The following is an 11856-nucleotide window of genomic DNA, read 5'->3' on the forward strand; positions in this document are numbered from 1 at the left end:
GCGCTAGGGTGCCAGCCATGAACATCATCACGCTGCTTCTGCCCTACCAACCTCCCTGGCACTGGCAACAGTTCCATAGCCATTTCGCCCTGCGCGCGATTCCCGGGCTGGAGACGCTGAGTGCGTACAGCTACAGCCGGGGTTTCAGCATCGACGGCACACCCGGCTGGTTCCGAGTTGCCCCGCTGCCGGGGCAGAACGCGCTGGAGTTGCGCTGTCGCCTGGCCTCGCCCGCGCATCTGGATCAACTCGAACGACGCGTACGGCGCATGTTCGATCTCGACAGCGATCCCGAAACCATTGCCTTGCACCTGAGCACTGATGACTTGCTCGCGCCACTGCTGCTGCCCAATCCCGGCCTGCGCCTGCCGGTGGCGTTCGATCCGTTCGAGCAGGCGGTTCGCGCCATCGTCGGTCAGCAGGTCACGGTCAAGGCGGCGGTCACCATCGTCGGGCGCCTGGTGCAGCGTGTCGGCACGCCCATCGAGACACCGGAAACGCTGGGTATCAGCCATCTGTTCCCCTCGCCGCAGGCGCTTGCCGAGTCTGATCTGACCGGCATCGGCATGCCCGGCAAGCGTGTGCAGTGCCTGCAGCATTTCGCTGCACGCATCGCCGATGGCAGCCTGAAACTCGATCTGCAAGACGGCAGTGCGGCGTTGATCGAACGACTCTGCGCCCTGCCCGGTATCGGCCCGTGGACAGCGGAGTACATCGCCCTGCGAGCGTTCGGTGAGGCCGACGCCTTTCCCGCAAGCGACCTAGGTCTACTCAAGGCGCCAGTGTGGGGAACGGAAGGTATCGACGCACGGCGCCTCAAGGCTCACGCCGAGGCCTGGCGTCCGTGGCGCGCTTATGCGGCGGCGCATCTTTGGCACAACTACTCGGGAGGCTGAAGCATGCATTACCGCTACCACGACAGTCCGGTCGGCCCGCTGTTTCTGGCAGCCGACGACAGCGGCCTGCAATTGCTGCTGATGGAGCTGGACAGCCGCCCCTGGCACATTCAAAAAGACTGGCAGCCCGCCGGCCGTGAGCTGGACGCTGTATGCAGCCAGCTGGACGAATACTTCGCCGGCAAGCGTCGCCAGTTCGAAGTGCGCCTGGCGCCCAAGGGCACGGCATTCCAGCAGGCGGTCTGGCAGGCGCTGCAGACCATTCCCTATGGCCGCACCTGCAGCTATTCCGAGCTGGCCAGCGTCATCGGCAGACCGCAGGCCGTGCGTGCGGTGGGAACCGCCAATGGCGCCAACCCGATCTCCATCATCGTGCCCTGCCACCGCGTGATCGGCCGTGACGGCAGCCTCACAGGCTACGCCGGCGGCCTGCCACGCAAGCAGCAATTACTGGAACTGGAAGGCGTGTTGCAGCCGGCGCAGGCGCAACTGGCTTTGTAGCCCTCTCAGGGCGCAGGTATACGTGCCAGTGGCTGAACCCGAGGGCGCAGCGGTAAAGGCAAAATCAGCCCCTCGCCCGAAGCGGGAAAGATGCCCGTCAAGGCAGTGATATTGACCTGATGGGAAACCAGCACCAACGGCGCACCCGCAGGCAACTCGTTGATCTGGCGAATTAGCTCGGCGGTCTGCTCGCTACCCTCCTCTGGCTGACCAAAGAACGAATCCAATGCCGGGAATGGCTGCACCGGGCCGCGCTGCATGGTGCTGGCCGTATCCTGCGCGCGGCACCAGCGACTGCTGAGAAGGCGTGGCTGCTCGATCCCCTGGCTAGCGAGCAACTCGCCCCAACGCCGGGCCTCGGCACGCCCTTGATCGTTCAGGTTGCGCTGGGTTTCGCATTGTCCCAGGCGAAAGTTCGCCGGGTCGCCCGTACCTGGCGCCGTGGCATGGCGCATCAGCAACAGCGCCCGGCCCTCGCGCAGCGCCTGCCAGGCGTCGGCGTTGTCTGCTGCCACACTGAACAGCGGCAGCAGCACGAGGGCCAACAGCCACAGGCGCTTCATATCCTGACGTTGCCGCGCGGCCCCATCAGCGCCCAGATGATCAGGCCGACCACAGGCAGCAGCACGATCAGCAGAATCCATAGAATCTTGATCCCGGTCTCGGCGCTGCTCTTGATCACGTTGAGGATGGCCCAGATATCCAGGGCAAGGATGACCAGGCCAATCAGGCCATTGAACATGGAACCCATGACGACACTCCTGTCTGAGAAGTTGCCTTCATAGGATAGTCAGCGACCGGCGCCGGTTCCCTCAATCGCCGAGGCGGGCAAAACGGCTGGCGATATCGTCATCGGTGCGCACGGGCGCTTGCGCGCTGGCGCTCAGGCGCACCACCAGCGCATGCGGCTCCTCACCCAAGTCGAACCAGTGGCGCGTGCCAGCCGGCAGACTCAGCAGATCGCCGCGCTCACCACGCAGGACATAGACGTAGTCATCCAGGCGCACACTGAGCTGGGCGAAACCACCGATGAACAGCCAGGCACTGGCGCTCGCCTGTGCCTGCTCGTCGAGATGACGTGCGCGCAGCTCCAGCTTCTGCGGATGATTGCGCTGCAGGTTGAACAACTCCTGCTGCACATGGCCTTCCTTGCTCATCAGCGCCTGCAGCCACAGGCCATAAGCCGCATCGAACTCGGCCTGCTCGCAGCCGGGGCGCAATTCGGCCGGCAGCTCCACCTGGCGATAGTCGATACCCTCCGCCGCCAGGGTGCTGGCGATGTCGTCGGCGTGGTTCAGTACCTTGTTCGGCAGTTCCGGAGCGGTGTGCAGATGGACGGCGAGGCTGCTCATGACGGGTTCACTCGATTCAGGGCCGCTCGGGCGGCAAGCGGGTGGCAATGATGAAGGCGGCGAGCAAGGCTACCAGACTGGCGATGGCAAACGTCCAGGCCGAACCCAGGCTCTTCCAGCTGTAACCGGCATATAGCGCACCGAAGGCTCCGCCGATCCCGGCCAGGCTGACATACAGCGCCTGGGCCTGGCCCTGCTGGCGGTCGGCGAAACTGCGCTGCACGAAGTGAATGCAGGCGGCATGGAAGGCGCCAAAGGTAGCGGCGTGCATGCACTGCGCCAGCAGCAGCACCGGCAGGTACTGAGGCAGATTGCCCAGCAGCAGCCAGCGCACGGCGGTGATCAGGAAGCTGGCCAGCAATACCGCACGCAGCGAATAACGCTGCAGCAGCCGCGCCATGATCAGGAACAGCAGAATCTCCGCCACCACTCCCAGCGCCCAGAACAGACCGATAGCGCCGCGGCTGTAGCCGACGCCCTCCAGGTGCAGGGTAAGGAAGGTGTAGTACGGGCCGTTGCTCAGTTGCATCAAGCCAACACTGGCGTAGAACGCGAGGATGCCTGGGCGACGCAGCTGGCGCAGAAAACCCTCCGACTCCAGCGTGCTCGGGCGCAGCACAGGCTGTGCATTGGGCACCCAGAAACTGCTGGCAACGATACCGGCCATGATCACCAGCAGCGCTGCCGGATAGGCATCCAGGCTCAGCCACTCGAAGAGCAGACCGAGGCCGACCACGGCGACGATGAAACCAATGCTGCCCCACAGGCGAATCTGGCTGTAGCGCGCCGCCTGCTCGCGCAGATGGGCCAGGGTAATGACCTCGAACTGCGGCAGCACCGCATGCCAGAAAAAGGCGTGCGTGGCCATGATCAGCGCCAGCCAGGCGTAGCTCTGGCTGAAGAAGATGCCGGCGAAGCAGACCAGGGTGCACAGCGCGCCAAAGCGCACGATCAGCAGGCGCTGACCGGTGTGATCACCCAGCCAGCCCCACAGATTCGGTGCCAGGCAACGCATCAGCATGGGAATGGCGATCAGCTCGCCGATCCGCGCCGGGGAGAAGCCCAGGTGATCGAAGTACAGCGCCAGGAACGGCGCCGTACCCCCGAGCAGGGCGAAGTAGAAGAAATAGAAGCCGGACAGCCGCCAGTACGGCAGGGCCGCGCCCGCCCGGATCACAGTTGCGGCAGCACCGGCGTGGCGACGCGCACGTCGGCGTTCTGCCCACGGTGGCGCAGCAGGTGATCCATCAGCACGATGGCCATCATTGCCTCGGCAATCGGCGTGGCGCGGATGCCGACGCAAGGGTCGTGACGCCCCTTGGTGATCACGTCCACCGGGTTGCCATCGACATCGATGGAGCGCCCCGGCGTGGTGATGCTGGACGTCGGTTTCAGTGCCAGATGGGCAACGATCGGCTGGCCGCTGGAGATGCCGCCGAGGATGCCGCCAGCGTTGTTGGAGAGGAAGCCCTCCGGGGTCAGCTCGTCACGGTGCTCAGTGCCGCGTTGGGCGACGCAGGCGAAGCCGGCGCCGATCTCCACGCCCTTGACCGCGTTGATGCTCATCAGCGCATGGGCCAGTTCGGCATCGAGGCGGTCGAAGATCGGCTCGCCAAGACCCGGCATGACGCCTTCAGCGACCACGGTGATCTTCGCGCCGACCGAATCCTGGTCACGACGCAGTTGATCCATGTAGGCCTCGAGTTCCGGCACCTTGTCCGGATCGGGGCTGAAGAAGGCGTTCTCCTCTACCGAATCCCAGGTTTTGAACGGGATCTCGATGGGGCCGAGCTGGCTCATGTAGCCACGGATGACGATGCCCTGGCTGGCCAGGTACTTCTTGGCGATGGCACCGGCCGCCACGCGCATGGCGGTTTCCCGCGCCGAGCTGCGGCCGCCGCCACGGTAGTCGCGCAGGCCGTACTTGTGGTGATAGGTGTAGTCGGCATGGGCCGGGCGGAACAGATCCTTGATCGCCGAATAGTCCTTGGACTTCTGGTCGGTGTTGCGGATCAGCAGGCCGATGGCGCAACCGGTGGTCTTGCCCTCGAACACACCGGAGAGGATTTCCACCTCGTCGGCCTCCTGGCGCTGCGTGGTGTGGCGGCTGGTGCCCGGCTTGCGACGATCGAGGTCGCGCTGCAGGTCTTCCAGGGAAATCTCGACACCGGGCGGGCAACCGTCGACGATGGCGACCAGCGCCGGGCCATGGCTTTCGCCAGCGGTGGTGACGGTGAACAGCTTGCCGTAGGTATTGCCGGACATGGGAAGACGCTCCGCGAGATTCAGCATCGACCTGCCACTGCGCAGGCCCGATTCACAAGGTGGGCGAGTATACCTGCCGCCTACTTGCAGTTCACCCCGAACGGGCATTTCTAAAAACGTAGGCGAGGCAGTCAGCACAAGGCTGAAAACAGGCGAAAAGCGGAGTTTACAGGCGTAAATGAGCATTTGAGCCTGTTTTCTAACGCAGTGATGACAACGCAGCTAGTTTTTAGAAGTGCCCGAACCTTGGCCGTCCGGACGCGTCCAATGCCAACCTGCCACTACCCTGCCATCATCATGCTGCGAGCCCTGCTCTTGTCCCTCACCCTGATCACCGGCCTGGCCCAGGCCAGCACCACCCGGCAACTGCCCATCAGCCTCGACACCGACCAGGGCACCCTGTACGGCAGCCTGCTGGTGCCACAAAGCGACAAGCCTGTACCGGTGGCGCTGCTGATCGCCGGCTCCGGCCCCACCGACCGCGACGGTAACAACCCCGAAGGCGGCCATAACGATGCCCTGAAGAAGCTGGCCCAGGTGCTGGCGCGCAACGGCATCGCCAGCCTGCGCTACGACAAGCGCGGCGTGGCCGCCAGCCGTGCCGCGACGCCGGATGAGAAAGACCTCAGCGTCGAGCGCTACGTCGCCGATGTCGAAGGTTGGGCGAAGTTGCTCAGGGCAGCCCCACGCTTCAACCGCCTCATTCTCATCGGCCACAGCGAAGGCGCGCTGATCGCCAGCCTGGCCGCGCCCGCCAGCCAGGCCGATGCACTGGTGTCGATCGCCGGCCCCGCCTACCCCATCGGTCAGGTGCTGGACATGCAATTGGCCATGCGCCTGCCGCCGCCTCTGTTGGCCGAAAGCCGGCACATCCTCGCCAATCTGATTCGCGGCAAGCTGCAGCCGCAAGTACCGCAAGAGCTGCAAGCGATCTACCGGCCCAGCGTGCAGCCCTACCTGATCAGCCTGCTGCGCCAGGATCCGGCGGAGAATTTCGCCGCACTGCAGATGCCCGCGCTGATCGTGCAGGGCACTCATGACGCTCAGGTCAGCCCGGACAACGCCGAGTTGCTCAAGCAAGCCAAACCCGATGCCGAGCTGGCGCTGATCCCCGGCATGAACCATGTCATGCGCATCACAGCGGCTGCCTGGAACGAACAGGTAGCGTCCTACAACGATCCAAAGCTACCCTTGGCCCGTGCGCTGGGCGAACGGATAGTTGCCTTCATTCGCTCCAGTGCCGAGGAAAACGGTCGATAACTGACTTGACCACTCCAAGACGCGCACAGGACGCCCATGAGCGAGAACCCAGCCCCGGAGGCTCAAACCACCGAAGCCGCCACAGCAGACGAAACGCCCGTCGCGCATCCCTGGGCTGATCTGCCTGCCGAGCAGTTCAGTCTGCTGCGCCTGGCGCCACTGCCGATCGACCGTGAAACCGGGCCTAGGCCGCTGCGTTTCGTCCAACTGGGCCGCGTGGAGCGTCATGCCAAGGATCTGAGCATGCTGCGTCTGACCCTTCAGGTACCGGGTCAGCGCCTGCATCGGCAGCAGAATCTGCTGGAAGTCTGGGCCGACCATCAGCGCAAGGAAGTACGCTTCGGCCCGGACAAGGGACTGAGCGTGGAGCCGGCCAATCGCGGCCTGGGGCGTTTCCTCATGGCTCAGGGCATCGCCTGGGCACGCAAGCAGTTTGCCCACTACAGCGTGGAGGGCGGCGCGCTGCCGACCAAGGACAACTTCAACGGAGCGGCTCGCGCCCGCCGCGATCACGCCGTCAAGGCGCAGGGCTTCACCATCGAATACAGCGATCCGCTGCAACTCAAGCCCTTCTACAGCGCGCCACGGGTCAGCTCGCTGCATGGCGACTGGCACGCCGAGAAGATACAGATCGTCGAGCTGCTGGATGCCGCCGCGATGCTGCAGCAGGCCGACCAGAACCTGCAGGAGCAAGACGCTGCGCTGCGCAAGCTGCAGGATCGGGTCGACCGCCTCAAGCGCGAGGACAGCGGCCTGCGCTTCACCATCACCTGCCTGGTGGCCTTCAGCCTGTTTCAGGCGGGGTTGCTGATCTGGATTGCAACACGCTGAGCAAGCGAATCACCCAAGCGCACCCGTAGGGTGGATCGCGCTCTATCGGTCCACCGCTGTGGTGGATGTAAAAAGCGACATCCACCCTACGCAACTACGCGCCCCCTGTAGGAGCGGCTTCAGCCGCGAAAAACCTTCCGCTCAGCCCTTCACTCGAGAACGGAACAGCTCCTGATGCTCTCGGCACTGCTTGGCTGCCAGCAGGAACACGCCGTGCCCACCGCGCTGGAAGTCCAGCCAGGTGAAGTCCACTTCCGGGTACAGCGCCTCGACATGCACCTGGCTGTTGCCCACTTCGACGATCAGCACGCCACGCTCGGTGAGGTGATCGGCCGCTTCGGCCAACATGCGTCGCACCAGATCCAGGCCGTCAGCACCACAGGCCAGGCCCATCTCCGGCTCGTGCTGGTATTCGGCGGGCATGTCGGCGAAATCCTCGGCATCGACATAAGGCGGGTTGGACACGATCAGATCGAAACGCTGCCCCGGCAGCTCAGCGAAACCATCGCCCTGCACGCAGTAGACGCGCTCTTCCAGGCCATGACGTTCGATGTTCTGGTTGGCCACCTCCAGCGCGTCGAACGACAGATCGCCCAGCACCACTTCCGCCTCGGGAAACTCGTAGGCGCAGGCGATGCCGATGCAGCCGGAGCCGGTGCACAGGTCGAGAATGCGCGCCGGCTCGGTCGGCAGCCAGGGCGCGAAATGACGGTCGATCAGTTCGGCAATCGGCGAACGCGGCACCAGCACGCGCTCGTCGACGATGAAGGGCAAGCCACAGAACCAGGCTTCGCCCAGCAGATAAGCGGTAGGCACCCGCTCCTCAATCCGACGTTTGAGCAATGCCTGCAGGTGGGCATGCTCGTCGTCTTCCAGGCGGCAGTCGAGGTAGGCATCGGCGATTTCCCAGGGCAGGTGCAGCGCACCGAGCACCAGTTGACGGGCCTCGTCCCACGCGTTGTCGGTGCCGTGACCGAAGAACAGTTGCTCGGCCTGAAAGCGGCTGACAGCCCAGCGAATGTAGTCGCGCAGGGTGCGTAAACGGGTGGTGAGAGCAGTCACAGGCGGCCTCCGGGTGAAAAAGCCCAGCAGTGTAGCCCAAGCCAGGTCGGGCGCACACAGGCCAACGGCGCCGACCGGCCTCAACGAAGCGCGCTACTCCTGCTCGTCTTCGCGGCGCAGCTCACGCCATACCGCGATAGCGACGGCCAGGGAGAACAGCAACCAGAAATACGGCGATATCTGCGAGATCAGTGACATGAGCAACTCCTTTTGCGTGTGACCTTCCATTTTCCCGGCGGGTTCCGGCCATCGGAAGTCTCTACACCAGCAAGTATTGCCGCGCAAGAGGTTCACAGAGCGCGTCAGCAAGCGGACAATGGCACTTCATCACCATCAGCCAGGAGCCCAGAGATGTCTCTTCCGCAAACCATGTTCCAGCTCACCGGTCGCGGCCATGCTCCGGCCTCCCTGGCGAATGCGACCCTGCTGATCATCGATGCTCAGGAAGAATATCGCAGCGGCGTGCTCGCCCTGCCCGGCCTGGATCCGGCGCTGGCCGAGATCGCCAGCCTGCTGGCCGCAGCCCGCGCCGCGGGTACCGACATCGTGCACGTCAAGCATCTCGGCATTCCCGGAGGCCTGCTCGACCCGAGCGGCCCGCGTGGCCGCCAGTTGCCGGAAACCGCACCACTGCTAGGCGAGACCGTGGTGGAAAAACGCCTGCCCAACGCCTTCGCCGGTACCGAGCTGCATGATCGTCTGCAGGCGCTCGGCCATCTGGATCTGATCGTCTGCGGCTTCATGACCCATTCCAGCGTCAGCACCACCGTGCGCGCCGCCAAGGACTATGGCTATCGCTGCACCCTGGTCGAGGCGGCCTGCGCCACTCGCGACCTGCCTGCACCGAACGGCAGCGTGATCGCCGCCGACGAGGTGCATCGCATCGAGATGATCGCCCTGGGCGACAACTTCGCCACCCTGGTGCCGAACGCCAAAGCATTGATCTGAACCGAACGGCTGCCCCCACAGACGGCGAGGAACCGGGGGGCACGCTCGCAGGTCTACCGCCGACAGCCCGCTGAGAGAACCGCCATGAAACTCTCCGACGATTTCGACGCCCGCAGGCTAAGGCCCCGCCAGCCTGGGAGCTGGCGTCTGCGTATCGGTGCCATGTTCGGTGCGCTGTTCGCCGCCTTCGGCATCCTTTTGTCCATGGCCGGCATCGCCTCGCTGGCCGGGCGCGGGCCGACCCTGGGCGCACTCAACGACTCGACAGGCGAGGCCATCGTGATGCTGGCGTTCGGCCTGCTGCTGCTCTGGGCCGGTATCGCCTTCTGGCGTCGCTGCAGACGCCGCCTGCGCCGGCCCGGTGGCCTGGGTCTGTCGCCGCATCTGTTGAAGAAGCGCAACTGAAACAGCGCCAAGACCGCCCCAGCGGGTGACTGCAAGCAGCGGCAACCCCTAAAATGTCTGCCTGTTTCGCGGAGCACTCCCATGCAAGACGACGATTTCTCCCTCTTCCAGGCCGAACTGCGCGGCGTCAAACCGATCAAGTACGACCGCGCCGACACCGGCAAACCCAAGGCTGATCGCAAGCAACTGGGCGCCCTGCGCCAGGCAGCGACCATCAGCCAGGGCGAGATCAAGGTCGATGGCCTGTCCGACCAGTTCGTCATCGACGTCGGCGCCGAGGATGCCCTGTACTGGGCCGCCAACGGCATGCAGGAAGGCCAGATGCGTAAGCTCAAGCTTGGCCAGATCCCCTTCGACGGCAGCCTCGACCTGCATGGCATGAGCGTGGAAAAGGCGCGCGATACGCTGTGGGAGTTCATCGCCGAGGCGACCAAGCTGGAGGTGCGCTGCGTGCGCGTGACCCATGGCAAGGCCGCGCGTATGGACGGCCGCAAGCCGATGATCAAGAGCCACGTCAACACCTGGCTGCGCCAGCACCCCTCGGTGCTCGGCTTCACCTCCTGCCAGGCCAAGCACGGCGGCACCGGCGCGGTTTACGTGATCCTCAAGCGCACGATGATGGACGGCCGCGACGAATACTGACCGAGCGCCCTTGCCAGCCAACCGGCGGCGCCCTACCCTGCGCCCTTCGTTACCCAACAGGAATCTCCATGTCCCTGGAACAACACTACACCGCCATCCTCGGCCAACTCGGCGAGGACGTCTCCCGCGAGGGCCTGCTCGACACGCCCAAGCGCGCTGCCAAGGCCATGCAGTACCTCTGCCGCGGCTACCAGCAGACGTTGGAGGAAGTCACCAACGGTGCGCTGTTCAGCTCCGATAACAGCGAGATGGTGCTGGTCAAGAACATCGAGCTGTACTCGCTGTGCGAGCATCACCTGTTGCCGTTCATCGGCAAGGCGCATGTCGCCTACATTCCCAACGGCAAGGTGCTGGGTCTGTCCAAGGTGGCGCGCATCGTCGACATGTATGCCCGCCGCCTGCAGATTCAGGAAAACCTCAGCCGGCAGATCGCCGAAGCGGTCGAGCAGGTCACCGGCGCCCTGGGTGTGGCGGTGGTCATCGAGGCGCAGCACATGTGCATGATGATGCGCGGCGTGGAGAAGCAGAACTCCTCCATGGTCACCTCGGTGATGCTTGGCGAATTCCGCAGCAACCCGGCGACCCGCGGCGAATTTCTCAACCTGGTTCGCTGAACCACCCCGATAGACGGCCGCTCGCAGCGCGAACGGCCGTCTGCATTTCAGGAGTCCGAACATGTTGCTCAAGGCACTTCGCAATGGCCTCGGCCAGTTGGTGATCTTCGCCGACTGGATCAGTCGCCCCCGCAAACTCAAGCGCACTGCCGAAGCCCAGGCCGAGGTCGAGCGCGCTACTGCCAACCTGGCGCTGTATCAGTTCCGTGCCTGCCCGTTCTGCGTCAAGGTGCGTCGCAGCCTGCATCGCCTCAACCTGCCGGTCGAGCTACGCGACGCCAAGAACGATGCTGGCCATCGCCAGGCGCTCGAACAACATGGCGGCCGGATCAAGGTGCCGTGCCTGCGCATCGAGGAAAACGGCCAGAGCACCTGGCTGTATGAATCCAAGGCGATCATCGCCTATCTGGATCAGCGCTTCGCTGGCTGAACCCTCTCAGCCATGGTTGCGGCGATAGGTCTGTTCGCCCATCGCCGCAATCTGCCCCTCAATCAGGGCGTCGAACGGCCTTAGCAAAGCCTGGAAGCAGCTCGGCGTTTCGAGCGTCTCCAGCGCGCTGACGATGGCCTCGATGGTCGACAACGCCCCCACCTCCGGCGCCTTGCGCAGGCGATAGCGCGACACTGGCGCATCGCTCAGGCTGACGCGCGGCAAGGCTGCCAGCAGCGGGTTGAGATGCAGCAGCTTGCGCGCCTTGCGCCAGGTGCCGTCCGGCACCACCAGCAGCAACGGCAATTCCCCAGCCTGGCGGGGCTGCAGCGGTATGGCAGCTTCGCCAGGAAACAACAGGCAGGCCTGATACCCCGGACGCGTGAGCCATTGCGGCAGTTGTTCGAACACTTCGCCTACCTGCAGCTCGGCATTGCGCAAGCCCAGTGCGGCCAGGCGCGCGGTATTCAGGGCATGAGCGGTCTCGCTCGGATGCTGCAGGATCAGCAACCGAGTCTGGCTATCGAGATCGGGAATCAGCGCGCACAGGCAACGGCTTAGCGGGCGCTGGCAGCGGGAACAGGTCGGGCGTGGCATGCCGCGCAGTGTGCCACGAACCCCGGCGTCCCGCGTAGCCCGGATGCAGTGCG

The 11856-nt window shown here is 64.6% G+C and carries 16 protein-coding genes; 9 read left to right on the plus strand and 7 right to left on the minus strand.

The genetic code is table 11. The features are described 5' to 3' along the window. Window positions 1-17 precede the first annotated feature (17 nt). Both VC352_RS07905 and VC352_RS07910 read left to right on the plus strand, forming a co-directional pair. Entirely contained in the window at window positions 18-896 is an 879-nt protein-coding gene (locus VC352_RS07905) for a DNA-3-methyladenine glycosylase (RefSeq protein WP_322979033.1), read from the plus strand. A gap of 3 nt (window positions 897-899) precedes the next feature. Continuing rightward, complete coding sequence (locus VC352_RS07910) at window positions 900-1397, plus strand: methylated-DNA--[protein]-cysteine S-methyltransferase (RefSeq protein WP_322979034.1); 498 nt, start codon at window positions 900-902, stop codon at window positions 1395-1397. A 5-nt stretch (window positions 1398-1402) separates the two neighbouring features. Here the strand turns inward: VC352_RS07910 and VC352_RS07915 are convergent, their stop codons facing one another. The 5 genes from VC352_RS07915 to aroC form a co-directional block, all read right to left on the minus strand. Beyond that, complete coding sequence (locus VC352_RS07915; protein ID WP_099523074.1) at window positions 1403-1960, minus strand: histidine phosphatase family protein; 558 nt, start codon at window positions 1958-1960, stop codon at window positions 1403-1405. Then, window positions 1957-2148, minus strand: a complete 192-nt coding sequence (locus VC352_RS07920) for a PLDc N-terminal domain-containing protein (RefSeq protein ID WP_099523075.1) — start codon at window positions 2146-2148, stop codon at window positions 1957-1959. The genes VC352_RS07915 and VC352_RS07920 overlap by 4 nt, the downstream gene beginning before the upstream one ends. 61 nt (window positions 2149-2209) lie before the next feature. Continuing rightward, window positions 2210-2749 carry an acireductone dioxygenase gene (locus VC352_RS07925; RefSeq protein ID WP_322979035.1) on the minus strand — a complete coding sequence of 180 codons (540 nt, stop codon included), beginning with the start codon at window positions 2747-2749 and terminating at the stop codon, window positions 2210-2212. A 16-nt stretch (window positions 2750-2765) separates the two neighbouring features. Next, entirely contained in the window at window positions 2766-3926 is a 1161-nt protein-coding gene (locus VC352_RS07930) for an MFS transporter (protein WP_322979036.1), read from the minus strand. Next, entirely contained in the window at window positions 3923-5014 is a 1092-nt protein-coding gene (gene aroC / locus VC352_RS07935) for a chorismate synthase (protein WP_322979037.1), read from the minus strand. Before aroC ends, VC352_RS07930 begins: the two co-directional genes overlap by 4 nt. Before the next feature lie 267 nt (window positions 5015-5281). Here aroC and VC352_RS07940 point away from each other — a divergent pair, with 267 nt between their 5' ends. Beyond that, entirely contained in the window at window positions 5282-6274 is a 993-nt protein-coding gene (locus tag VC352_RS07940; RefSeq protein ID WP_322979038.1) for an alpha/beta hydrolase, read from the plus strand. 36 nt (window positions 6275-6310) lie between these two features. Next, on the plus strand, window positions 6311-7105 hold the full coding sequence (locus VC352_RS07945) for a hypothetical protein (protein ID WP_322979039.1): 795 nt from the start codon (window positions 6311-6313) through the stop codon (window positions 7103-7105). A gap of 141 nt (window positions 7106-7246) precedes the next feature. Here VC352_RS07945 and prmB read toward each other — a convergent pair whose 3' ends face one another. Then, entirely contained in the window at window positions 7247-8167 is a 921-nt protein-coding gene (gene prmB, locus VC352_RS07950) for a 50S ribosomal protein L3 N(5)-glutamine methyltransferase (RefSeq protein WP_322979040.1), read from the minus strand. 351 nt (window positions 8168-8518) lie between these two features. Here prmB and VC352_RS07955 point away from each other — a divergent pair, with 351 nt between their 5' ends. From VC352_RS07955 to VC352_RS07975, 5 genes are all read left to right on the plus strand, one after another. Next, on the plus strand, window positions 8519-9115 hold the full coding sequence (locus VC352_RS07955; RefSeq protein WP_322979041.1) for a cysteine hydrolase family protein: 597 nt from the start codon (window positions 8519-8521) through the stop codon (window positions 9113-9115). Window positions 9116-9199: 84 nt separating this feature from the next. After that, window positions 9200-9520 (plus strand): hypothetical protein, encoded by a 321-nt coding sequence (locus VC352_RS07960; protein WP_322979042.1) that lies wholly within the window; start codon window positions 9200-9202, stop codon window positions 9518-9520. Between the two features lie 81 nt (window positions 9521-9601). Beyond that, complete coding sequence (locus VC352_RS07965; RefSeq protein WP_322979043.1) at window positions 9602-10162, plus strand: Smr/MutS family protein; 561 nt, start codon at window positions 9602-9604, stop codon at window positions 10160-10162. 68 nt (window positions 10163-10230) lie between these two features. Continuing rightward, a complete protein-coding gene (gene folE / locus VC352_RS07970; protein ID WP_115297457.1) occupies window positions 10231-10776 on the plus strand; it encodes a GTP cyclohydrolase I FolE in 546 nt (181 codons plus the stop codon). Between the two features lie 61 nt (window positions 10777-10837). Then, window positions 10838-11206 carry a glutathione S-transferase N-terminal domain-containing protein gene (locus tag VC352_RS07975; protein WP_322979044.1) on the plus strand — a complete coding sequence of 123 codons (369 nt, stop codon included), beginning with the start codon at window positions 10838-10840 and terminating at the stop codon, window positions 11204-11206. A 6-nt stretch (window positions 11207-11212) separates the two neighbouring features. On the opposite strand, the gene VC352_RS07980 is transcribed toward VC352_RS07975, so the two are convergent. After that, the gene (locus VC352_RS07980; RefSeq protein WP_322979045.1) at window positions 11213-11803 is read right to left on the minus strand and encodes a tRNA-uridine aminocarboxypropyltransferase; all 591 of its coding nucleotides are present in this window, start codon (window positions 11801-11803) and stop codon (window positions 11213-11215) included. Between the last annotated feature and the right edge of the window lie 53 nt (window positions 11804-11856).

It is taken from the genome of Pseudomonas sp. C11 (genome assembly GCF_034683865.1).
GTDB lineage: Bacteria > Pseudomonadota > Gammaproteobacteria > Pseudomonadales > Pseudomonadaceae > Aquipseudomonas.

What these genes read in the sequence shown, in the direction of transcription:
- VC352_RS07905 (WP_322979033.1), top strand. Translation starts at nt 18, where the DNA reads ATGAACATCATCACGCTGCTTCTGCCCTACCAACCTCCCTGGCACTGG.
- VC352_RS07910 (WP_322979034.1), top strand. Translation starts at nt 900, where the DNA reads ATGCATTACCGCTACCACGACAGTCCGGTCGGCCCGCTGTTTCTGGCA.
- VC352_RS07915 (WP_099523074.1), bottom strand. Translation starts at nt 1,960, where the DNA reads ATGAAGCGCCTGTGGCTGTTGGCCCTCGTGCTGCTGCCGCTGTTCAGT.
- VC352_RS07920 (WP_099523075.1), bottom strand. Translation starts at nt 2,148, where the DNA reads ATGGGTTCCATGTTCAATGGCCTGATTGGCCTGGTCATCCTTGCCCTG.
- VC352_RS07925 (WP_322979035.1), bottom strand. Translation starts at nt 2,749, where the DNA reads ATGAGCAGCCTCGCCGTCCATCTGCACACCGCTCCGGAACTGCCGAAC.
- aroC (WP_322979037.1), bottom strand. Translation starts at nt 5,014, where the DNA reads ATGTCCGGCAATACCTACGGCAAGCTGTTCACCGTCACCACCGCTGGC.
- VC352_RS07940 (WP_322979038.1), top strand. Translation starts at nt 5,282, where the DNA reads ATGCCAACCTGCCACTACCCTGCCATCATCATGCTGCGAGCCCTGCTC.
- VC352_RS07945 (WP_322979039.1), top strand. Translation starts at nt 6,311, where the DNA reads ATGAGCGAGAACCCAGCCCCGGAGGCTCAAACCACCGAAGCCGCCACA.
- VC352_RS07955 (WP_322979041.1), top strand. Translation starts at nt 8,519, where the DNA reads ATGTCTCTTCCGCAAACCATGTTCCAGCTCACCGGTCGCGGCCATGCT.
- VC352_RS07960 (WP_322979042.1), top strand. Translation starts at nt 9,200, where the DNA reads ATGAAACTCTCCGACGATTTCGACGCCCGCAGGCTAAGGCCCCGCCAG.
- VC352_RS07965 (WP_322979043.1), top strand. Translation starts at nt 9,602, where the DNA reads ATGCAAGACGACGATTTCTCCCTCTTCCAGGCCGAACTGCGCGGCGTC.
- folE (WP_115297457.1), top strand. Translation starts at nt 10,231, where the DNA reads ATGTCCCTGGAACAACACTACACCGCCATCCTCGGCCAACTCGGCGAG.
- VC352_RS07975 (WP_322979044.1), top strand. Translation starts at nt 10,838, where the DNA reads ATGTTGCTCAAGGCACTTCGCAATGGCCTCGGCCAGTTGGTGATCTTC.
- VC352_RS07980 (WP_322979045.1), bottom strand. Translation starts at nt 11,803, where the DNA reads ATGCCACGCCCGACCTGTTCCCGCTGCCAGCGCCCGCTAAGCCGTTGC.